Source organism: Bacillus sp. DX3.1 (assembly GCF_030292155.1).
Classification (GTDB): domain Bacteria; phylum Bacillota; class Bacilli; order Bacillales; family Bacillaceae_G; genus Bacillus_A.
On record NZ_CP128153.1, the window covers coordinates 3,782,621 to 3,804,283 of the forward strand.

Here is a 21,663-nt window from a genome sequence, read left to right on the forward strand (position 1 = left end):
TTACTGAATGTCAATAATAGATGTTTCACCTTTCTTGACATTGCCTTCTTTTTTCAACTCAATCTGTTGTCCTTGTTGTAAGTTTGTAAAAATAATTGGTGTAATAATAGACGGTGCATTATCTTTTACAAATGCTAAATCTACTTTTAATAACGGTTGTCCTTGTTTTACTTTATCACCTTGAGCGACAAGTGTTTCAAAACCTTCACCATTTAATTTTACAGTATCAATACCGAAATGAATTAAAATTTCTTTTCCACCTTCAGATTGAATACCAATTGCATGTTTTGTTGGGAATACATTAACAATTTCACCATTTACCGGAGAAACAACTGTTCCTTCTGTTGGTTCAATTGCAAATCCATCGCCCATCATTTTTCCTGAAAATACTTGATCAGGTACTTCTGTAATTGGTAAAAGTTTCCCTTCAATTGGAGATACAATTGTTTCATTTGTATCTGCTTGTTTAACTGGCTCTTCTACTTTTACAGGCTCTTCTTTTTCAATATGAACCGTACGACCTGACATAATATCATGAATTTGTGACTTTAACGTGTCAGATTTTGGTCCGAAAATTGCTTGAATATTATTTCCTACTTCAAGAACTCCTGCTGCTCCAAGCTCTTTTAAACGATCTTTATTTACATTGTTTTTCTCGTTTACTTGAACACGTAATCGTGTAATACAAGCATCTAAAGAAGCAATATTTTCTTTACCACCAAGCGCTGTTAATACTTCACGTGGTAACTCACCTGCCGTTGTTTTTTTCGCATCATCAGCAGCTGTTATTACTTCACGACCTGGTGTTTTTAAGTCCCATTTACGAATTGCAAAACGGAATCCGAAATAGTAAACCACTGCAAGTACAAGACCTACAACGATTACCCACCACCATGGTGTACGGTTTTGAAGAACACCGAATAACATAAAGTCAATTAAACCACCAGAGAATGTCATACCGATTTTTACACCTAAAATATGCATTGTCATAAATGAAAGACCTGCAAATACAGCATGAATTCCAAATAATACTGGTGCTACGAATAAGAATGAAAATTCAAGTGGTTCTGTAATACCTGTTAAGAAAGTTGTTAATGCAGCAGAACCTAAAATACCAGCTGCTAATTTTTTATTTTCTGGACGTGCTTCATGGTACATTGCTAAAGCCGCTGCTGGAAGCCCGAACATCATGAACGGATATTTACCTGTTGTAAATGTACCAGCTGTTAATTCTGCACCATCTTTTAATTGTGCCATAAAGATCTTCTGATCACCACGAATTAATTCGCCTGCTGCATTTGTATATTGACCAAATTCAAACCAGAATGGTGAATAGAAAATGTGATGTAGTCCAAATGGAATTAAGGAACGTTCAATTAAACCGAACACAAATGCCGCTAATGTTTTATTTGCATCAATCATTTGATGTGAGAACGTATTTAAACCACTTTGAATGTACGGCCATACGAAACACATTACAATCCCTAAAAGTAACGAGAATGTTGCAGTTGCAATCGGTACAAAACGCTTACCTGCAAAGAATCCTAAGTATGATGGTAATTCAATATTGAAGTATTTATTATAACAATATGCCGCTAATATCCCGACGATAATACCACCAAAAACTCCTGTTTGTAACGTTGGAATCCCTAATACATTTGCATAAGCAGGATCCGCAAAGCCAATTTTAACTGGATCTGAACCAGTACTTGTTACTTTCACTAGTTTGTCTACTTCCAAGACTACACTCATTGTCTTGTTCATAATTAAGTATCCAACGAAAGCTGCTAATCCAGCAACTCCGTCTCCGCCAGCGAGTCCAATCGCTACCCCAACTGCGAATAGCAATGCAAGGTTTGCGAAAATAATATCCCCAGATTGCTCCATTACTTTTGCAACCAATACAAACCAGTCGGCTTTTAATGCGGGAATGAAGTTTGTTAACGTTTCATTTTGAAATGCGTTACCAAATCCAAGTAAAATACCTGCTGCCGGTAAAATTGCTACTGGAAGCATAAGCGCTTTCCCGACTTTTTGAAGAACACCAAAGATCTTCTTAAACATGGAAACCCTTCCTCTCTTATATATTGATATTTTTCGACAAACGTCAAAAAGGCATGAGGAAAAAAAGATAGAACGGTAGCTATACAAAAGGTAGTATGTCCTTTTTTTTAGCTTACATTCCCAACTTTTCTCCACTCATGCCTGATCGCATCAGTAACACGTGTCAAAAATAGGTATACGTATAAGTTCACTATTTAAAGCAAACGGTTTCGTTTTTCACTTTAACTTGTTTGTCGAAATTTGTATAACTTTGCATGACTTATTATACATAACAATTGTAAGCGATTCAATCCTTTTTTTTAACGTTTTCATTTTCGACAAATTTTATTCTTGTTCGGCTTTTACTAATCTTTGCAAGTGCATCGTTAAATAAATACTTTCCGCTTCATATACGGGAAGTTGTAACTCTTTTTGCATAATCTTTACAAGCGTCCAGGCTAAACTATAGCACGCTGGGTACTCCGATTTTAAAAGATCCGCAAAGCTTTGTGACTCTTCCACTTTTTCCTTTCTTTTTACCCGCTCTATCGCATATTGTAAATGGCGGACAAGACGTAAATAATGGATACTTTTTTTATCTAATACAAGCTCTAAGCTGGTTTCGATTACAGAAACGAGCTGCGTAATGAGACGTGAATTTTGATTAATAGAAGATACTTCAGAATTTGTAATGGAGCTATAGATATGCAGTGCAATAAATCCAATTTCCCCTTCTGGAAGTGCAATTTTCAAACGAGAATTAATGAATTGCACAACTCCCTCGGCAATTTCATATTCTTTTGGATACATTATTTTTGTTTCAACTAAAAAAGGATAATCTATCGTAAATCCTTGTTTTAATCGTTTAATCGCAAAAGCAATATGATCCGTTAACGCAATATGAATATGTTCATTTAATGGAGACTCTACTCTTTCTTGAATATATAACATGATATCGTTCATTAGTTCAATTAACTTCTCACTTACATGTGGAACTAAACGTTTATATTGCTCCCGATTACGTTCGTTTTTTAAAACAAACATTTTTTCAATCTGTTTTGCTTCTAACATCTCTTTTGCTTTTTTCCCAAACCCAATTCCTTTTCCAATCACCACTACTTCCTCATGTTCTTGATGGGTAGCAATGATGACGTTATTATTTAAAACTTTTTTAATTTCTAGACAATTATTCATAGAACACCACCCTCGTACTTAAAAAGCTTGCTTTAATGTTACAGAACATTCTTCTTTTTCGTCAATGTAAAACATCTACCATTTTAGAAAATGTCGTTTTTTAGACATGATTGTATGAGATGCGTATAATGTAAGAACAGCTGTACATAGAAAGGGGTAACAACTATGATTAAAATGTTTGTTAGCGATATTGACGGTACCATGATGCAACACGGAGGTATCATTGACGATCAAGATATTACTGCACTGCGCAGCCTTGCTGAGCAAAATGTAATTCTTTGTTTCGCTTCCGGGAGACTTGATAATGAAATTGCCAAATTAATGAAAGAGGTCGGTACAAACTTCCATCGCATTAGTGTAAACGGTGTGTTTGTATATACCTATGAAGATAAACAATTATTATCAGCAACATTTGACTCCAATATTTTACCTGATTTATTATCTATAACAAAAGAGGCGCCTTACTTTCGTTATGTGAGTGATGAGCATAATTATTACATTGAAGAAAAAACACCTTTTATTCACGAACTGGAAAAGCAAGTCATGATGACTTCTGTTGAAGAACCAAACTTGTTACAAAAAATTGATGATACAATCTTTCCAAATAAAATTTCTGTCGGTGGTATAAAGGAAGACTTACAAGTACTACAGAAAAAAATTGATGAGAAATTCCATGGAAAAGTCAGTACTTTTATTTCTGCTGAACAATGCTTAGATGTCATGCCACCAAATATTAGTAAAGGTTCTGCTATCTCCGTTTTATTACAAGAATTTCAAATTCGTCCTGAAGAAATTGCTTGCATCGGTGATTCTTACAACGATATTCCCATGTTTTCGTTAACACCACACAGCTTTGCAATGTCACAAGCTGATCATGCTGTGAAAGAACACGCACAACATGTCGTTTCTTCCGTAAAAGATGCTGTAGGGTACGTTCTTTCTTACAATGCAAAACAACATAAAAATACGACTCACTCCTTATAAGGAGTGAGTCGTATTTTTTATTTCCTGAAAAGCCCGATGAATCGAAACTTCACCTTATTTCACAAAATAAAGTGTACTACTTATTTCGTGAAATATTTGTAATGAACTTATAACGATCACCGCGATAAATACATTTTACGTATTCTAACGGCTGTTCGCCGTCTGCATACGACCATTGTCTCATAACGAGTACAGGTGCTTTTTTCGGAATATGCAGATGTGCTGCTTCATCATCCGTTGCAATTGACGCTTCAATTGCTTGGGTAGCACGAACAAGTTTAAAGCCTAACTTCTTCTCTAAATGTTCGTACAGAGATTGTTGTAAAATTTCTTCGTTAATATCTTTTACAAGAGCTGGCGACAAATATGTCGTCTCAAAAGCAATCGGCTCTTCATCAGCTAAGCGTATACGCCTCACTTCATAAACCGATTCCCCCTCTTGTATTCTAAGCCGGTCTGCTAATCTAGCAGTAGCGGAAACCATGCGGAAGCTTAACAATTCACTGCTCGGCTTCATGCCACGGGAAATCATATCCTCTGTAAATCCGGTCATACCTTGCAGCTTCTGTTCTACTTTAGGAAGTTGGACGAACGTTCCAATTCCGCGCTTCCGATATAAATATCCCTGTTCCACTAAGTTATTAATCGCCTGTCTGATTGTCATACGACTTACTTCGAACTTATCACATAGTTCATTCTCAGATGGAATTTTATCTCCCGGCTTCCATTCACCGTCCTCAATTAGCTGTTTCACCCACTCTTGAATCTGATAATAGATCGGAAATGGTGAATACTTGTCGATGTTCATCAGCAATCGCCTCACTGCATAAAGATAGAGCTTCTGGATCTGCGATTACGATTACATTCGGATGACGTTGTAAAACTGTAGCAGGACACGCTTCGCTATATTCACCTTGCAATAATTCTTTGATTGCTTCTGCCTTTTTTGGACCCATAGCAACAAGTAGAATTTGTTTCGCTTTCATAATGCTTCCAATACCCATTGTAATCGCATGAGTTGGCACATCTTCTTCTTTTTCGAAGAAGCGAAGATTTGCTTGGCGAGTAGACTCTGTTAATTCTACAATGTTAGTTGGAGAATTAAATGATGTCCCTGGTTCGTTAAATCCGATGTGACCGTTTTCACCGATTCCAAGAATCTGTAAGTCAACTGGGTTAGCTGTTAGAATGCCTTCATAACGCTCGCACTCTTCTTTCAAATCACTTGCCATCCCGTTTGGTACATAAGTTTCTTTGAAAGGAAGATGATCAAACAACTGTTCTCGCATAAAGTAATGATAGCTGTTTTTATCTTCATGTGGTAAATTTACGTACTCATCTAAGTTTACAGTGGTTACATGACTTGTATCAAGTTTATTTTTTCTCATTTCTGCATAAATCCCAAGTGGAGAGCTTCCTGTAGCCATTCCTAATGTTGGATTTTTTTTAGAAGTCACAACTTGTTCAATTAATTTAAAGCCTGCTTCAGCTAATTCTTCTGGAGTTTTTACAACGATAATATTCATCTATTTATTTCCCTTCTTTCATATGAATTCCTAATCGAACTGTATCATATACATGTAAATCTTCAGACATCACAACAAAGTCTGCATCTTTTCCTGCTTCTAAAGCACCTTTATTACTTAATCCGAACTCTTCTGCTTGGTTAATAGATGTCATAAGGACAGCTTCTTCCACAGAGCATCCTGTGAATGCAATTACATTTCGGAACGCTTGATCCATTTTCAAAATGCTACCAGCCAATGTTCCATCCTCTAAGCGTGCACTTCCATCTTTTACATGTACAGGCTGTCCACCAAGTTCGTATAAGCCTTCTTCTAAACCTTTAGCACGCATCGCATCAGTAATGACACTTACTTTTTTAGGTCCTTTTAATCTGTATGCTAGTTTCACCATATCTGGGTGAATATGAATGCCATCTGTAATAATTTCAACCATTACATCTGGATTTAATAACACATGACCAACTACACCAGGTTCACGGTGATGTAAACCACGCATTTGATTGTATAAGTGAGTAGCATGCGTAATATTTCTATTTTTCAACTGCGCATCAATCGCATCTGTATGACCTATTGTGCCAACTACACCAGTTTCAGCAAGATATTGTTCAAATTGTTCTGCACCTTCTTCTGGTGCATATGTTACTAGTTTAATTAAATTACCACTTGCTTCTTGCCATTGTTTAAATTGCTCAATATTTGCCGGGACGATGTGTTCAAGAGGTTGTGCTCCTGCACGTTTTTTTGAAACATATGGTCCTTCTAAATGAATATATTCAAAATGCGCTCCTTTTTCTTTCGCTTCTTTTGCAGCACTTAAAGCTGCTTCAATCGCTTCTGGAGCTTGCGTCATTGTTGTTGGGAAGTAAGTTGTAACTCCTTCTTTTAACATTTCTTTACCAAGAGTTACTAAACCATCGCTATTTGCATCCATCGCATCAATATCATATCCACCATGAATATGAATATCGATCATACCCGGAATCACAATCTTTCCTTGTGCATCAAAAACAATTTCATTTTCTTGTGATACATATTGAGCCATCAAACCAATTTCTTCAATTTTTTCTGTGTAACGAATAAATCCACTTTCTATTACTTCGTGACCTGTATAAATGTTGGCATTGATGACAACTTGCGTTTTCATTTTCATCGATCCTTTCCCATGAAATACCTACTTATTATTATTACCTATTTGCCTATTCCCATCATAATATATACATGAGTAGTTGTCTAGACATTCAAAGTAAATTTACTTTTCTTTTCTAATTATAATATATGTGATTCACTTTTTCCAAAAGGAGACATTGAATCTTTTATCCCGCTATTCGTGGGCAGTAATTAATACCCCACCTCAAAGTTCAGCCAAAAGCAAAAAAGTTAGGTGGAGATGAAGAAAACCCTCGTTAAGTTTCACTTTATGAAACTTAACAAGGGTTCCTTCTCTCTTATTTATTCTCGTGTATTTTACTACATAATAAAAAAACTATATGCCAGTTACTTTAACAATGGGAGTGGCATATTTTCCCACATTGCAATATGATCTCCATCCGTTTCAATTTCTATCGTTTTTTTATCAGTTGTATACATCAGCACACCATGTCGTTTTAACCTTTTTACTACACTTTGATGTGGATGTCCGTACGGATTCTTTTTATCATAGGAAATAATAGCAATTTGCGGACTCACCTTTGCTAAAAAACGTTCTCCAGTCGAAGTATATGATCCATGATGCCCTACTTTTAAAACATCTGCATGCACATCATACTGCTTTATTATCTTATTTTCAGTCTGTACATCAGCATCTCCCATCAATAGAAAATCAGCTTTTCCATACCGAATTTTTAAAACAATAGAGGATTCATTGTTTTCCATCTTTGATTTCCCATCGTTTAATATCTGTATAGAAACATGGGGATCTAGTGGAATATGCTGTCCTTGTTTGACACGAACAAACGGAATTCCTCTCTTTTTAATACTTCTCCTATATGTATGATATGTAAAGGAACTATATAGTTTCCCACTATCTAATACGAGTGAAACTGGCATTTGTTCTATAATGGGAATCAATCCACCTATATGATCCATATCTGGATGGGTACCCATGACAACATCTAAATGCTTAATTCCTTTTTCAACTAATTTTTGAATAATTACCTCACCTGCTCCATAAGGTCCTCCATCGATTAACATTGTTTGACCATTAGGTAAAGAAATGAGTGTTGCATCTCCTTGGCCCACCTTAAAGAAACTAATCTTCATTCTCCCTACATGTGGACGTGGCATAGAAAAGGAAGCAGCAGTATGAACGGATGTCACATATCTTTTTGCAAATGCACTGTTTAATGTAAAGCACAATAAAACAGAAACTAACAATAGAATCATTCGTACACCTTTCATAGCTCGTCTCCTTTTTTCATTTAGTATAACGCTCTATGTATTTCATATACAAAAAAAAGCTTAGCAAAGTGCTAAGCTACGATTTTGACAATTCTTGTAAGGATCCAAAGAATAAATCTGCTTCATTCATTTCTTCATTTTCTTCAGAAAGAGAAGGCAATTCCTCTAACGTTCGCATTCCAAACGTATCTAAAAACTCTTTCGTCGTACCATATAAAATAGGACGACCTGGCCCTTCTGCTCTGCCTATTTCTTTGATAAGTAAATGCGAAACCAACGTTTGCAAGGCACGATCTGTTTTCACACCTCGAATCTCTTCCATTTCTGTTCTTGTAATTGGTTGACGATACGCAACAATCGCCAATGTTTCAAGAGCTGCCTGGGAAAGAGAGGCTGCTGTTGGTGTATCCATTAACTTTTGGTAATACATTGCATGCTCTTTTTTTGTAGCAAGGCGATACACCTTTGCATATTGCACGATCTGTAAACCTCGCTGCAAACTTTCACATTCTCTTTGCATTTCCTCAACAATCTCAATTACATCTTTCTTTTCAATTTCGAGTACTTTCACAATTTGTTCCGGATAAATTCCTTCATCTCCTGCAACAAATAAAAGTCCCTCAATAATTGCCATCTGTTCTTTTCTATCCAACGGACAATCTCCTTTCTCCTATCTTTTTCATACAAAATATACATACTAAAAACCGAATCACAGTATAGCGTGTCCGGTCCAACATTCCTTCTATTGTTCCAAGCAAGATACAGTGAAATTTCAATCAGTGGCAGTTTTTTCAGCTCCCACTGATTATTAGCCCCCACCAATCGGGCTTTTACGGACAGTCTATCCTCCACCTAACTGCTTTGCTTTTTGCTGAATTTTGAGGTGGGGGTATTACTGTCCCTTAATGCGGGATAAAAAGATTTCATCAAAATTGTGTTCTTGTTCAATGACAATTTGTTGATTTTTCATTAGTTCGAGCACTGCTAAAAACGTTACAATCATAACTTCGCGCTCTTCATCAGCAAATAAATCATAGAAGCTTTGGCGACCGCCCACTGTTTCTAACTGCTTTAAAATGTCGGTCATGCGTTGTTCAATCGGTATTTCCTGACGAGTAATCCGCGTTGTTACCGGGCGTTGTGTTTTTTTTCGACGTATAAGTTTTTGAAACGCTGCCAGCATATCATAAAGTGTGACATCAAGGGGCAGGTTTGTATCTTCGTCTTGCTGAAACGATGTAAAATCGATCGGTGGACGTGTATAAAGCTGTGCTCTTTCTTGTTCTCTCTCTTTTAATTCCGTAGCAACTTGCTTATATTTTTTATATTCAATTAACCGCTCCATCAATTCTTGACGAGGGTCATCTATAAAGTCTTCACCATTATCAGGTACATCTTCCTCTTGTTTCGGTAACAACATTTTACTTTTAATTTGTAATAGCGTTGCAGCCATCACTAAATACTCACTTGCAACATCTAACTGCAATTCTTTCATCGTATGGATATAGGATAAATATTGCTCTGTAATTTCCGCTACAGGAATATTATATATATCAATTTCATAGCGATGAATTAAATGTAACAATAAATCTAAAGGCCCTTCGAAAGCCTCTACTTTAAAATTATACTGCACAAAGCATCCCACCACATTTTTTCTATAACATCATAAGTATAGAGCATACTTATGTTCTATCCAACCTTTTTCAGAAATTTAGTTAAAAATAGACGCCTGCCTACGCAACAATGCCCACCCTCTTCATATGATAGCAGTGTAAGAAGTAGAATGTAGGAGGTTAAAAACTATGGGCCATGTTGATGGTTTTCACGGCGGCTTCGCTTTACTTGTCGTGCTATTTATTTTATTAATCATTGTAGGCGCGGCTTGCTTCTGCTAATGCAGAATATAATAAGCGACTAGAGAATACTCTAGTCGTTTATTATTTATGATAAACTGTACATAAGATTGTTTAGACAGGAGCGAAAAAGGATGTACCCTACAGCATACATACAATTTTTAATTCATTTTCATGGAGATTATGATTACTTTGAGTGTCATGAAGTACTAGAAGAATACTGGAAATTGAAACCACGTGGAGAGCGTGACGACTACTTGGTTGGTTTTATTCAAATTGCCGTTTCGTTATACCACCATAGACGCTCGAATTGGAACGGTGCAGTACGAATGATGAAAAGCGCAATCTCGATTTTAGAAAAAGAAGGTGACCAAATACATGCATATGGTCTAGACCATCGAAAACTAGTATCCTTGCTCAAAAATCACTTACAGTCCATCCAGAACGGCGAACCTTTCGCACACCTATTTTTCCCCTTTGCGGATGCTACATTAGAGCAAACATGCATACAATTATGCACAAAAAAGGGTCTACTTTGGAAAGATACTACCTCTATACAAACTGAATATATTGTCCATAAACATACGTTACGTAACCGAAGCGACGTAATCGCCGAACGAAACGAACAACTAAAAAAAAGAAAGCAGAGATAACATGAATCGTATCTCTGCTTTTACGAATGTATATTCTGTTCAAATCCCTTACATTTTTCACAAAAACTAGCGGTTTGTTCATTACCGCAAATCGTAACATCTTGAAACTTGAGTCTTAATTCTTGAACCATCTTCGTACCAATCCCCATATGACGATGCGATGGATTCACACTAAGATGTTGAATTTCTAAAACATTTCCTTCTTTCTTTATAACCCCGAGTATCCCGACAAAATCATCGTTCTGTTTCCATAAATACAATTGCCAACTATCATTTACGTCATATTCTTTCATTGTCAATTGTAATTTTTTTACATCCTTTTCGGTCGGCATAAAAGAAAGAAGCCCCATTGCAATCTTTTCATAACTTTTTTTAAAACGAATTAACATAAACCTTATCCCTTCTTACAAAAGTTACAAACCATGTATCCCCTCAACCACTATTTCTATACCATGTCTATTCTACAATATTTTCACTACAGTGAGAAGAGCTGCCAAAACAACTTGATAATCATACAAAGAGAATATAGGAAAGTCAAATGTATAAGAATTCCTGATTTCTCACTGATGAAAGTTTCATTGTATCATATGTCGTGTTACTAAAGACTGCTCTCATAATCAAAATACAATCCATCTGCAAAGACGCTTCGTTATCCTTCGTTATTTGCTCCCTCTACCTATTATTTACTTCATGATGCCTATAAATTCCTGTTTATTAAAGTGAAACTTTTCTCCTTGGGCGTTTTCTTCATCCCCTACTGATCGTTAGCCCTCGCCAATCGGGCTTTTACGGGCAGTTTATCCCCCATCTAACTTCTTTGCTTCTTGTAGAATTTTGAGGTGGGGGTATTACTGCCCGCGAATAGCGGGATAAATAAAAAAAGAGCGCATAACGCTCTCTTTAACTTATTCTTCCCAAACTTTAACTTCTTTCATTACATCGCCTTGACGCATGTTTAACACTGTTTCAATGCCACTTGTTGCTTTACCAAATACAGTATGAACGCCATCTAAGTGCGGTTGTGGCTCATGAACAACAAAGAATTGGCTACCACCTGTATTACGACCAGCATGCGCCATAGAAAGTGATCCAACTAAATGTCTATGAGGATTCCCATCAGTTTCACATGGAATGGAGTAACCAGGACCACCTGCTCCTGTTCCTGTTGGGTCTCCGCCTTGGCTTACAAAACCAGGAATAACTCGATGGAAAGTAACTCCATCATAAAAGCCCTCGTCTGCTAATTTTTTAAAGTTCTCAACTGTTTTTGGTGCTTCTTCTGGGAAAAATTCCAATTCGATTTTTTCACCATTTTCCATTAATATGTATCCTAAAGTTTTCATACGTATATGTCTCCTTTCAACTATCTCAGCACTATATTACCATATTCATGCCCAGAAACAAAAAGAATCCGACAATCTGCATACTTCTTTTTTAAAATCACCAAGAAGACGGATGACAAATTTAAAAAATATACTATAATTACTCTGTTGCCCGAAAATTTCATAAAGAGAAAGGGAGCGATTTTTCGTGAAAACGAAACTATTAGCTCTGCTATTAGCTGTTATGGTATTTATGATTCCAACAGCTTCATTTGCAGACGTGATTGAGGGAGAATCAATCGTCACACTAGGAGAAAATTTATCTGAACAACAAAAACAACAACTTTTAAAAGAAATGAAAGCACCACAAGATGCGCAAATCATTACAGTATCTAATGCAGAAGAACATAAATTTTTAGAGGGTGTTGTGCCAAAAGCACAAATTGGAACGAGAGCTATTTCCTCTTCTATGATTACGTATACGAAACCAGGATCTGGTCTTATTGTACGAGCAAATAATATTAATTGGGTAACAGATGCAATGTATACGAACGCATTAATTACAGCTGGTGTAAAAGATGCCGAAATCCAAATTACCGCACCTTTTAAAGTGTCAGGAACTGCTGCTTTAACTGGTTTGATGAAAGCTTACGAAACAACAGCAAACAAAGAAATTCCTGAAGAAGTAAAAAAAGTAGCAAATGAAGAAATGGTACAAACTGCAAAGCTTGGTGATCAAATCGGTGAGGAAAAAGCGGTTCAACTTGTAGCAAAAGTAAAAGAAGAAATTGCCAAAGAACAGCCTCAGACGACAGAAGACTTACGTGCACTTATTAAAAAAATTGCTGATCAACTTGGAATTACGCTAACTGATGAGCAATTAGATAACTTAGTTGCACTGTTTGACAAAATGAAAAACTTAAATATTGACTGGAATCAAGTAGGTGACCAGTTAAATAAAGCGAAAGAACACGCTTCTGCCTTTTTAGGATCTGAAGAAGGACAAGGTTTCTTAGAAAAGCTAAAAGGTGTATTCTCTAGCTTTATTGATTTTATTAAATCATTATTTAATTAAAAAAGCTCGTCAATGACGAGCTTTTTTCTTATACAAGTAACGGTAGTTTCATAATTGCTTCCTCTACAGAACGAACAACATGCTGCGCCTGTTTCTTCACATACGGATGCGCATGATGAAGCGTAAAAGAATGCGGCGTTACTGTAAACATGGAAACATCATTGAAAGAATCACCTATGCACGCCACTTCATGTGACTCTAGCTGCAAATGTTCCATTAAAAGCTTCAGCGCACTTCCTTTACTAATACCAATTGGCATAATATCTACATACCGTTTGCCGGAAATAAAAACTTCAGCCTTCTCACGAAATGCTTCTCTTAACTCTTGATCTAACGAAACAATTTTTTCTTCTTCCCCGTACACAAATAACTTTGCAGGATGAATCGTTTTGCCAAATTCTTTTTCTAACGTCTCCATTTCGGCAATTTGTACGCCCATATATTCTTCAAATAAATGATGATGTTCATTTTTCTTTTTCGTATATCTTTGCTCTTTTGCACATACAATATCAGCCAGTCTTTTTTCATGTATATATCGATATATTTCCTGGGCAACATCGTCATTAAACGTCGATTCATGTAGCATCTGTCCGTCTGGTAATAACATAATCGCTCCATTTAGTCCCGTTGTATAATACGGAAACGAAAATTGTCTAACCACATCATGAATACGGTGTGTAAAACGACCCGAAGCAAAACAAATATTCGTCCCTTTTTCCGCTAGCCAACTGAGTGCTTTTTTATCTTCTTTATGAATACGGTTCATATTATAAACGAGCGTATCATCTAAGTCACTTACGAATAATTTAATCATGCCCTTTCCCCTCCCTATACAATGTCTACTCTAATTGTACGAAAGAATTGTTAGGTTTTTGTTAAAAAACAATAAATTTATAACAAAAAATAAGCAGGAATAAAATCCTGCTTATTTTTGTCTACGAATATTTTGTGGATGCACGATGCTAGGACGCACTTTTAAGCTAGATATTGTTGGGCGAATTAAAATTTTCGTTAACGCTCCCCAATCAAATGGTAAGAACGGCCATAAATATGGTGTTTGTAAACTTTTAATAGATGTTAGAAATAAAAGTAACATGGTCATACCGATTACAAAACCTATTTCATGAAATAAACCAGTTAATATGATTACAAATAATTTACCTAGCTTATTCCCTAACCCTAATTCGTAACTTGGTGTCGCATACGCCCCAATCATTGACAAAGCCGTATACAAAATAACTTCGGGAACAAACAACCCGACATCAATTGCAATTTGGCCAATTAAAATTGCTGAAATGAGACCCGATGCTGCCGCTAAAGGGCTCGGTGTATGAATGGCTGCCATCCGTAAAAATTCAATCCCAATATCCGCCATAAGAATCTGCAATAAAATAGATAGGTGCGTCATTTTATTCGGTCCTATAAAAGACAGCTTCTCCGGTAATAATGTTGGATCTAAAACAAATACGAGCCAAAAAGGCACCAAAAACAGTGAAAATATGATACCAATAAATCTTATCCAGCGTAAAAATGTACCAACCGCTGGATTTTGCCTAAACTCTTCTGCGTGCTGTACATGATGAAAATACGTTGTTGGCGTAATCATAGCACTTGGAGATGTATCAACCATCACTAACACATGTCCTTCCAATAAATGATTGGCTGCCACATCTGGCCTTTCTGTGTAACGAATAAGCGGGAAAGGATTATAACCTTGCCTTACTAAAAATTCTTCCACTGTTTTATCTGCCATTGTAATCCCATCAACCTCGATATTGTCTAGCTCTTGTTTTATAATTTTAACTAAATCGGGATTTGCAACATCCTGTACATATGCAACACAAATATCAGTTTGTGACCTTTCTCCTACCCGAATGATTTCGTGACGAAGACGTGGATCACGAATACGCCTTCTTATTAATCCTGTATTCACAATAATATTTTCTACAAAACCATCTCTTGCCCCGCGAACAATTTTTTCTGTATCTGGTTCTGTCGGCGTTCGTCCCGGATAGCTACGGGCATCAATAGCAAAAGCTTCCGTTTCACCTTCTACAAAAATAATAAGAAGCCCCGACAATACTTGTACAATCACATCATCCATCGTGTTTACTTTACTTACTTGTTGATGAATAAGACGATTTTCTAACAGCTTAACCGTATCTTCTGTGACATTTCGAATTTCATTTGTATCCACTGCCTCTTCCAAAATTGGAATGATATAATTTGTATCACATAACCCATTTACAAATAAGACACCTATTTCTTTATCAAGAATTTGAAACTTACGAATCCCGACATCAAATGTAACGCCAAGTCCCACTGTTTGTTTTAAATAATTTTCATTATCACTCAAAAAGGAAGAAATCGGGATATTAACTTTTTTCTGTTTCGTCATAAAATCCACTCCTTTCTAAAATTAATTGAATCGCTTTTTTCGTAATTGGTGATCCTCGTTTCCACTCATCATTTCCACACATTTTCCCAACATCACCAATCCCAACAATAATCGGTACCTGTAACTCGTCTAGACAATAAATTGTATCTCCGTTAATCCTGCCAATTTCACCATCTGGAAGACCAAATTTATCAACACCGTATTCTGTTAATCGGCCCTCCCGATCCACACTTACATCAACACGTGCCCACTCCCAATGATGCGTATTAGAAGCAACAGCTAAAATGCCAAGTACATCAATTTGTTTATGTGTCGCTACATACTTTAACGCCCGTTCCCCTGAACCTTCTCCAATATATCCACTATCATCAAACATGACAAAAACAGGGTCATATGGCGTTTGCATAATGAGCTCAACAATCTTTTTTCCCGTTAATTTTGTTGGATTGCTTTGCGATGCTGAAATACATCGACCTCCGAACTCTTTTGCCAAAAATGCGATTGTTCGCTGTGCATATTCGTCTCCATCTGTCACCAAAATAACCCTTCGTCTCATTTAATTTATCCTTTCGGTTTACATATAAGTGCTACTAAAAATGCAAATAGTATTGCTGCTGAAATACCTGCGGAAGTTAATGTAAACATTCCAATTCCTATTCCTAGATACCCATGTTTTTCAGCAGCTGCCAATGCTCCATGTAAAAGGGAATGCCCAAAGCTTGTAATGGGAACCGTTGCACCTGCACCTGCAAATTTTATGAGCTTGTCATATAATCCAAAGCCATCTAAAATGGCCCCAGCTACTACAAAAGTCGCCATCAAGTGTGCAGGCGTTAATTTTGCGAAGTCTAACAAAAGTTGTCCGACTATACAAATTGCTCCTCCAACAATAAATGCATATACAAAATCCACAATTCACACCCCTTTTACTCTTTCAAATACAACACCGTGTGCAATCGTTGGAATCGTTTCTTTTTGCTGTATCATAGTTGGACTTAATAAGGCTCCTGTTGCCACTACAAAAATGCGCTGCAAATTTCCTTTTTTCATCTCTTGTAATAAATGACCATATGTAACAACTGCCGAACAAGCGCATCCACTTCCCCCCGCAAAAACTTGCTGCTGCTCACTATAGATCATTAAGCCGCAATCATTATATACATTTCCCAAATCATACCCTTCCTCTAGTAGAAGCTGCCGCGTAATAGGTGCCCCGACCCCTGACAAATCTCCTGTAACAATGAGATCATAGTCAGCCGCACTTCTCTGTAAATCTTCAAAATGCTGTTGAATGGTATGTGCAGCAGCAGGTGCCATCGCTGATCCCATATCAAAAGGGTCTGTAATTCCTAAATCTTGCACTTTTCCAATGGTTGCCGCCGTTATTTTAATACTGCTCTGCTCTTTACTAATTAAAGCTGTTCCCGCTCCTGTAACAGTTGATGTCGCTGTCCCTGGCCTTTGACCACCATATTCTGTTGGATAGCGAAATTGACGTTCTGCCGTTGCATTATGACTACTTACCGCAGCTATCACACGATTCGCAAATCCTCCATCAATAAAGGTCGCTCCAACTGCTAATGTCTCCATCGATGTGGAACAAGCACCAAACATACCTAAAAAAGGAATTCCGAGATCCCGAGCCACATAATTTGCTGTAACTGTCTGATTTAATAAGTCTCCTGCTAAAAAGAAATCAATTTGCGAAGGCTTTACATTTCCCTTTTGCATCACTTGCTGAATCGAATCATTCATAAGCCTTCTTTCAGCAAGTTCCCAGTTTTCTTCCTCACAGTGCAAGTCACCATACGAAACATCAAAACAATCTCCAAGAGGACCTTCCGCTTCTGTTGGACCGACAGCTGTACCTGTTGCATTCACAAATACATTGTTTTGAAATACCCATGTTTGCTTCCCTGTCAATCTCATATCCATCCTCCTTTGGCTACATCAAAAGTTGAAATGTGTATCGAATGAGTCCAACAATATATGCCCCGACAACCCCAAACACAATTACACTTCCGGCAAGTTTAAACATATTTGTAGCAACGCCAAGTACAATTCCTTCACTACGGTGCTCCATTGCTGCACTTGCCATTGAATTTGCAAATCCTGTAACTGGAACAGCAGACCCAGCTCCTCCAAATTGACCGATTTTATCATACACACCAACCCCCGTTAACAGAGCTGATAATAATACAAGAGTTGCTACAGTAGGGTTTCCGGCCTCTTGCTCACTAAAGTGAAAATAATGCATATAAAACTTCATCAATACCTCACCTACTGTACAAATCAGTCCCCCCACTACAAAAGCCTTCACACAGTTCATGACATAATTTGATTTCGGGTGATAATCTTTTATTTTATTTGTATAATCATCTTTTAATTTATTTTGTGTCATATTATACCCTCCTACCTTGCGAAATAAATCCAATGAAATAAAGAACCGATTACTTTTCCAAGTACAAGTGCAACAAGTAAAATGACAATTTTCCCATCAACACCAACTCTTTTTGCCAATATCGGCAAAACATTTAATACTTCTGTTAAAGCAGCAGCAAGCATTCCAACAAACGTACCGCAAAATAAACCAAGTATAATGAGCCAGTACTGTGATGCTAGAAACGTTATATCCCTCAAGCTGCACCATGCACCGAGTAGAGAACCTAAAATAACAGCCCATTCAAAAAATTGAATACGATGACCACTTCTCGTTAATTGAGCTAACCGTGGAATGACACCAAGCACGGCTAAAAATGCGACATATCCTCCTCCAACCGCAATCCCACCAGCCAAGCCAATGATCATTACCACTCCATACTCAATCATCTGCAAGTTGTTTTGCACTCTCCTTATTCTCGTTTATCATGACATATTGATCGAGAGACTGTTGATACTGAAACATTTCAACTTCTAACGGACTCGGCTCTTCATTAATTCGTTTTTGAAATACATGATTAAAAAACAAAATCATCCCGAGGCCAAGCCCTAAAGAATATGGAATTTGAAAAAGTAACGGCTTGTTGCTGAACTCTCCTGTAACCATGTAATACAACCGTTGATGTACTTGCTGCATGCTTACATCTTCATGAAAATAAATAATAGCAAGAGCCGCCCCGATAAAAAGTAAAATCCAAACTATCGCAAAGAAAAAAGGATTTACTTTCTTTTTTTCATAGACAATTTCAACAAGGGTCTGCGCAGGTCCAAACAAATTAATTTGTACATGCTGCGTGGTTTGTTGAATCATTTGAATAACTTTCATAGCATCAATTACTACATGTGTTTTATCACGCTGTGTAATTTTATATACAAGCTGCTTTTTTATTTTTTCTACAACACCGTTATCTCCGACTACTTGTGCAATATCCTCAATCTTCACTTCATATGAAGGGGATACTTGCAGACGATTTCGCATTTTGAGATAGATTGTTTGTTCCACTCAGAGCTCACCTCTTCACTATTCCTCGTAGTTGTAGTATGGTTTCTGGAAAATTTTCTAATACAACTTTTTTCACAAAAAAAACATCTGCACCAGAACGGTGCAGATGTTTTTGATTTACGCCTTCTTTTTCCTAAATAAATTTGCAATACTTAAAACTAAGCCACCCCAAATGATAACTATTCCAATTATCATCATCATAATTGCTGATCCACTCATTACGAAGCACCTCGCTCTTTCCATTCTTTTTCAAGCTGAGCAGAATCTGAATGAATTTGTGAATTCCACTTTTTTAGACTAATAATCAATCCGACTACAAGAAATGCTGCTGCAAGCACCCAGCCGTAGGTCACTACAAATTCTGTTGGATAATCCCCATAGTTCTTTTGAATATTTTGAATGAATCCATCGATTAGCATATACCCTAACATAAGCGGTGTAATAACGAGTAAACTCACTCTCCAAAACGTTCCTAGCTTAATATCTGATGTAAAGTTCGCATGATTTTGATAGACTGGCAAACGGCGAAGAATTAATCCAACAGTCACAACCTCTACCAATGCAATTACAATCAACCCAAAATTATTGGCAAAGTAATCGACAACATCTAAGAACATAAGTCCACCACGCGTTGCGAACACAAGCGAAACAAGTACGAGAAGTGTTCCCATAATCCCAATTGTTTTTTGACGGCTTAAACTAAATTTTTCAGAAACAGCTGCAAAACACACTTCCGCTAACGAAATTAGCGATGTAATTCCAGCTACAGTTAACGACAAGAAGAATAAAACGCCAAATAGTGGTGACAGAGGTAACTCGTTAATAATTTGCGGAAATACAACAAATGCGAGTCCCACTCCAGCACTTGCTACTTTATCAACCGGAACCCCCATGTTATTTGCCATAAAGCCAAGTGCAGCAAAGACACCGATTCCAGCTAACAGCTCGAACCCTGAGTTCGCGAACCCAGTAATAAACGCATTATTTGTTGTATCAGAGTTTTTCGGCAAATAACTAGAATACGTAATCATAATTCCAAATGCTAAAGATAAACTAAAGAAAATTTGTCCGTAAGCAGCAAGCCATACTTTTCCATCTAAAATACGGTTCCAGTCTGGTTTAAAAAAGGCATCAAGCCCTTGCATAGCACCTTCCATCGTAACAGCACGAACAACAATAATGAGGAACATAACGACAAGAAGAGGGATAAAAATACGATTTACTACTTCGATTCCTTTCTTAACCCCTTTAAACGCAACACCTAGCACAATAATCCATACAAGCGCAAGTGGAATCAACACTTCGGGCACAAGGCCGCCAAATTGTCCTGGTTTGTCCGCAACATGTAAATACTCTTTAAATAAAAATGCTTCCGTGTCTTTCCCCCACGCTCCAGTAAGCGAAAAGTACGTATAGGAAATGGACCAAGCAATAATAACCGCGTAATAGGTTGAAACAATAAATGTAACCGCCATTTGCCACCAACCAATAAATTCAGCACGCGGACTTATGCGAAAGAACGTAAGTGGCGCTGATCCACGGTGACGATGTCCAAGAGCAAATTCAAAAGCTAATAATGAGATACCAGTCGTTAATAACGCAAATAAGTACGGTAAAAAGAATGCTCCTCCCCCATTTTCATACGCCGTGTACGGAAAACGCCATATATTCCCTAGTCCAACGGCAGAACCAATTGCTGCAAAAATAAACCCAGCTCTCGTTCCCCATTGTTGTCTCGTTTCCATGTTTTCTTCCCCCTTTATGACAAGTTATACTTGGATTATATTTCAAATTTAGTAAATATTCAATAAATTCAGTAAATATTTTCTAATGATTGAAATTTTTTCATTATGGAAAAGATAAAAACAATAGCATAAATTGATATTCCTATTGGTATTAACTTCATCCCTATTTATGGAAGAGAAACTCTTCCATATCTTGCTCCCATCAAAGCTTGAACTGAGTGATTACTGTTTCTTAGAAAAAATAAAAAAAATCGAATAGATGGCTATTCATCTATTCGATCTTTCATCTGCTTCAATATTTTCTTTTCAAGCCTTGATACTTGCACTTGCGAAATCCCAATTCGCTCAGCTACTTCTGATTGTGTCTGGTCTTTGTAATAACGCAAATATACGATTAATCGCTCGCGCTCATCTAATTCTCGAATTGCTTCTTTTAAGGCGATTTTATCAAACCATTTCGTTTCGGTCTGATCCGCGATTTGATCCAATATCGTAATTGGATCTCCATCATTTTCATAAACTGTTTCATGTATGGAGGATGGAGTGCGACTGGCTTCCTGCGCCAAAACAACCTCTTCCGGCGTAAGTTCAAGCGCTTCTGCTACCTCTGTAATTGTTGGAGCCCGTCCATACTCTTTAGAGAGCTCATCTTTCATTTTTCGAATTTTATTTCCGGTTTCTTTTAAAGATCGACTGACCTTTACTGAACCATCATCACGTAAAAATCGCTGAATTTCTCCAATAATCATTGGAACTGCATATGTTGAAAATTTCACGTCGAAAGATAAATCAAATTTGTCCACCGATTTCAAGAGGCCAATACAGCCGATTTGAAACAAATCATCTGGTTCATATCCCCGATTTAGAAATCGCTGTACAACCGACCATACAAGACGCATATTGCTTTGGACAATGACATCTCTTGCTTGTTGATCTCCACTTTGACTTTTTTGAATTAACGCTTTTAACTCGTGGTCCTTTAACTGAGCCTTCTTCTTCTCATTTCTGACCTCTATGTCCATAGGCAATTC

Annotated in this window: 25 protein-coding genes; 4 read left to right on the plus strand and 21 right to left on the minus strand. The window is 37.1% G+C overall.

What is annotated here, in order from left to right; all coding sequences use genetic code 11:
• Positions 1 to 2,064 carry a glucose-specific PTS transporter subunit IIBC gene (gene ptsG, locus QRE67_RS18805; RefSeq protein ID WP_286121736.1) on the minus strand — a complete coding sequence of 688 codons (2,064 nt, stop codon included), beginning with the start codon at positions 2,062 to 2,064 and terminating at the stop codon, positions 1 to 3.
• A 324-nt stretch (positions 2,065 to 2,388) separates the two neighbouring features.
• Positions 2,389 to 3,237 (minus strand): glucose PTS transporter transcription antiterminator GlcT, encoded by an 849-nt coding sequence (glcT, locus tag QRE67_RS18810; protein ID WP_286121737.1) that lies wholly within the window; start codon positions 3,235 to 3,237, stop codon positions 2,389 to 2,391.
• A 165-nt stretch (positions 3,238 to 3,402) separates the two neighbouring features.
• On the opposite strand from glcT, the gene QRE67_RS18815 reads away from it, so the two are divergent.
• Positions 3,403 to 4,221, plus strand: a complete 819-nt coding sequence (locus tag QRE67_RS18815) for an HAD family hydrolase (protein WP_286121738.1) — start codon at positions 3,403 to 3,405, stop codon at positions 4,219 to 4,221.
• A gap of 76 nt (positions 4,222 to 4,297) precedes the next feature.
• Here QRE67_RS18815 and phnF read toward each other — a convergent pair whose 3' ends face one another.
• From phnF to QRE67_RS18845, 6 genes are all read right to left on the minus strand, one after another.
• Positions 4,298 to 5,029 (minus strand): phosphonate metabolism transcriptional regulator PhnF, encoded by a 732-nt coding sequence (gene phnF / locus QRE67_RS18820; RefSeq protein WP_286121739.1) that lies wholly within the window; start codon positions 5,027 to 5,029, stop codon positions 4,298 to 4,300.
• Positions 4,959 to 5,747: a glucosamine-6-phosphate deaminase gene (locus QRE67_RS18825; protein WP_286121740.1), complete on the minus strand. Its 789-nt coding sequence runs from the start codon at positions 5,745 to 5,747 to the stop codon at positions 4,959 to 4,961. Before QRE67_RS18825 ends, phnF begins: the two co-directional genes overlap by 71 nt.
• Before the next feature lie 4 nt (positions 5,748 to 5,751).
• Positions 5,752 to 6,891 carry an N-acetylglucosamine-6-phosphate deacetylase gene (gene nagA / locus QRE67_RS18830; protein WP_286125325.1) on the minus strand — a complete coding sequence of 380 codons (1,140 nt, stop codon included), beginning with the start codon at positions 6,889 to 6,891 and terminating at the stop codon, positions 5,752 to 5,754.
• A 350-nt stretch (positions 6,892 to 7,241) separates the two neighbouring features.
• Positions 7,242 to 8,144, minus strand: coding sequence for a ComEC/Rec2 family competence protein (locus tag QRE67_RS18835; RefSeq protein WP_286121741.1), 903 nt, complete (start codon positions 8,142 to 8,144; stop codon positions 7,242 to 7,244).
• Between the two features lie 76 nt (positions 8,145 to 8,220).
• Positions 8,221 to 8,796: an SMC-Scp complex subunit ScpB gene (scpB, locus tag QRE67_RS18840; RefSeq protein ID WP_286121742.1), complete on the minus strand. Its 576-nt coding sequence runs from the start codon at positions 8,794 to 8,796 to the stop codon at positions 8,221 to 8,223.
• 240 nt (positions 8,797 to 9,036) lie between these two features.
• On the minus strand, positions 9,037 to 9,777 hold the full coding sequence (locus QRE67_RS18845; protein WP_286121743.1) for a segregation/condensation protein A: 741 nt from the start codon (positions 9,775 to 9,777) through the stop codon (positions 9,037 to 9,039).
• Between the two features lie 169 nt (positions 9,778 to 9,946).
• On the opposite strand from QRE67_RS18845, the gene QRE67_RS18850 reads away from it, so the two are divergent.
• Entirely contained in the window at positions 9,947 to 10,039 is a 93-nt protein-coding gene (locus QRE67_RS18850) for a YjcZ family sporulation protein (protein ID WP_286121744.1), read from the plus strand.
• Positions 10,040 to 10,131: 92 nt separating this feature from the next.
• Positions 10,132 to 10,650 carry a DUF309 domain-containing protein gene (locus QRE67_RS18855; RefSeq protein WP_286121745.1) on the plus strand — a complete coding sequence of 173 codons (519 nt, stop codon included), beginning with the start codon at positions 10,132 to 10,134 and terminating at the stop codon, positions 10,648 to 10,650.
• A gap of 20 nt (positions 10,651 to 10,670) precedes the next feature.
• Here the strand turns inward: QRE67_RS18855 and QRE67_RS18860 are convergent, their stop codons facing one another.
• Positions 10,671 to 11,039: a GNAT family N-acetyltransferase gene (locus tag QRE67_RS18860; RefSeq protein ID WP_286121746.1), complete on the minus strand. Its 369-nt coding sequence runs from the start codon at positions 11,037 to 11,039 to the stop codon at positions 10,671 to 10,673.
• Positions 11,040 to 11,555: 516 nt separating this feature from the next.
• A complete protein-coding gene (locus QRE67_RS18865; RefSeq protein WP_286121747.1) occupies positions 11,556 to 11,993 on the minus strand; it encodes a peptidylprolyl isomerase in 438 nt (145 codons plus the stop codon).
• Positions 11,994 to 12,180: 187 nt separating this feature from the next.
• On the opposite strand from QRE67_RS18865, the gene QRE67_RS18870 reads away from it, so the two are divergent.
• The gene (locus QRE67_RS18870) at positions 12,181 to 13,047 is read left to right on the plus strand and encodes a DUF1002 domain-containing protein (RefSeq protein ID WP_286121748.1); all 867 of its coding nucleotides are present in this window, start codon (positions 12,181 to 12,183) and stop codon (positions 13,045 to 13,047) included.
• Between the two features lie 28 nt (positions 13,048 to 13,075).
• Here the strand turns inward: QRE67_RS18870 and QRE67_RS18875 are convergent, their stop codons facing one another.
• From QRE67_RS18875 to sigF, 11 genes are all read right to left on the minus strand, one after another.
• Entirely contained in the window at positions 13,076 to 13,861 is a 786-nt protein-coding gene (locus QRE67_RS18875) for an HAD family hydrolase (RefSeq protein ID WP_286121749.1), read from the minus strand.
• A 111-nt stretch (positions 13,862 to 13,972) separates the two neighbouring features.
• Positions 13,973 to 15,445 (minus strand): spore germination protein, encoded by a 1,473-nt coding sequence (locus tag QRE67_RS18880; RefSeq protein WP_286121750.1) that lies wholly within the window; start codon positions 15,443 to 15,445, stop codon positions 13,973 to 13,975.
• On the minus strand, positions 15,423 to 16,001 hold the full coding sequence (gene spoVAEA / locus QRE67_RS18885; RefSeq protein ID WP_286121751.1) for a stage V sporulation protein SpoVABEA: 579 nt from the start codon (positions 15,999 to 16,001) through the stop codon (positions 15,423 to 15,425). Before spoVAEA ends, QRE67_RS18880 begins: the two co-directional genes overlap by 23 nt.
• A 5-nt stretch (positions 16,002 to 16,006) precedes the next feature.
• Complete coding sequence (spoVAE, locus tag QRE67_RS18890; protein ID WP_286121752.1) at positions 16,007 to 16,357, minus strand: stage V sporulation protein AE; 351 nt, start codon at positions 16,355 to 16,357, stop codon at positions 16,007 to 16,009.
• A 3-nt stretch (positions 16,358 to 16,360) separates the two neighbouring features.
• Entirely contained in the window at positions 16,361 to 17,374 is a 1,014-nt protein-coding gene (gene spoVAD / locus QRE67_RS18895) for a stage V sporulation protein AD (protein WP_286121753.1), read from the minus strand.
• Between the two features lie 16 nt (positions 17,375 to 17,390).
• Positions 17,391 to 17,846 carry a stage V sporulation protein AC gene (gene spoVAC, locus QRE67_RS18900; RefSeq protein WP_286121754.1) on the minus strand — a complete coding sequence of 152 codons (456 nt, stop codon included), beginning with the start codon at positions 17,844 to 17,846 and terminating at the stop codon, positions 17,391 to 17,393.
• An 11-nt stretch (positions 17,847 to 17,857) separates the two neighbouring features.
• On the minus strand, positions 17,858 to 18,274 hold the full coding sequence (locus QRE67_RS18905) for a stage V sporulation protein AB (RefSeq protein WP_286125326.1): 417 nt from the start codon (positions 18,272 to 18,274) through the stop codon (positions 17,858 to 17,860).
• Complete coding sequence (locus QRE67_RS18910) at positions 18,267 to 18,887, minus strand: stage V sporulation protein AA (RefSeq protein WP_286121755.1); 621 nt, start codon at positions 18,885 to 18,887, stop codon at positions 18,267 to 18,269. The genes QRE67_RS18905 and QRE67_RS18910 overlap by 8 nt, the downstream gene beginning before the upstream one ends.
• Positions 18,888 to 19,004: 117 nt before the next feature.
• On the minus strand, positions 19,005 to 19,106 hold the full coding sequence (locus QRE67_RS18915) for a methionine/alanine import family NSS transporter small subunit (protein WP_286121756.1): 102 nt from the start codon (positions 19,104 to 19,106) through the stop codon (positions 19,005 to 19,007).
• On the minus strand, positions 19,106 to 20,632 hold the full coding sequence (locus QRE67_RS18920) for a sodium-dependent transporter (RefSeq protein WP_286121757.1): 1,527 nt from the start codon (positions 20,630 to 20,632) through the stop codon (positions 19,106 to 19,108). The genes QRE67_RS18915 and QRE67_RS18920 overlap by 1 nt, the downstream gene beginning before the upstream one ends.
• A 263-nt stretch (positions 20,633 to 20,895) precedes the next feature.
• Positions 20,896 to 21,654, minus strand: a complete 759-nt coding sequence (gene sigF / locus QRE67_RS18925; RefSeq protein WP_286121758.1) for an RNA polymerase sporulation sigma factor SigF — start codon at positions 21,652 to 21,654, stop codon at positions 20,896 to 20,898.
• Positions 21,655 to 21,663 lie beyond the last annotated feature (9 nt).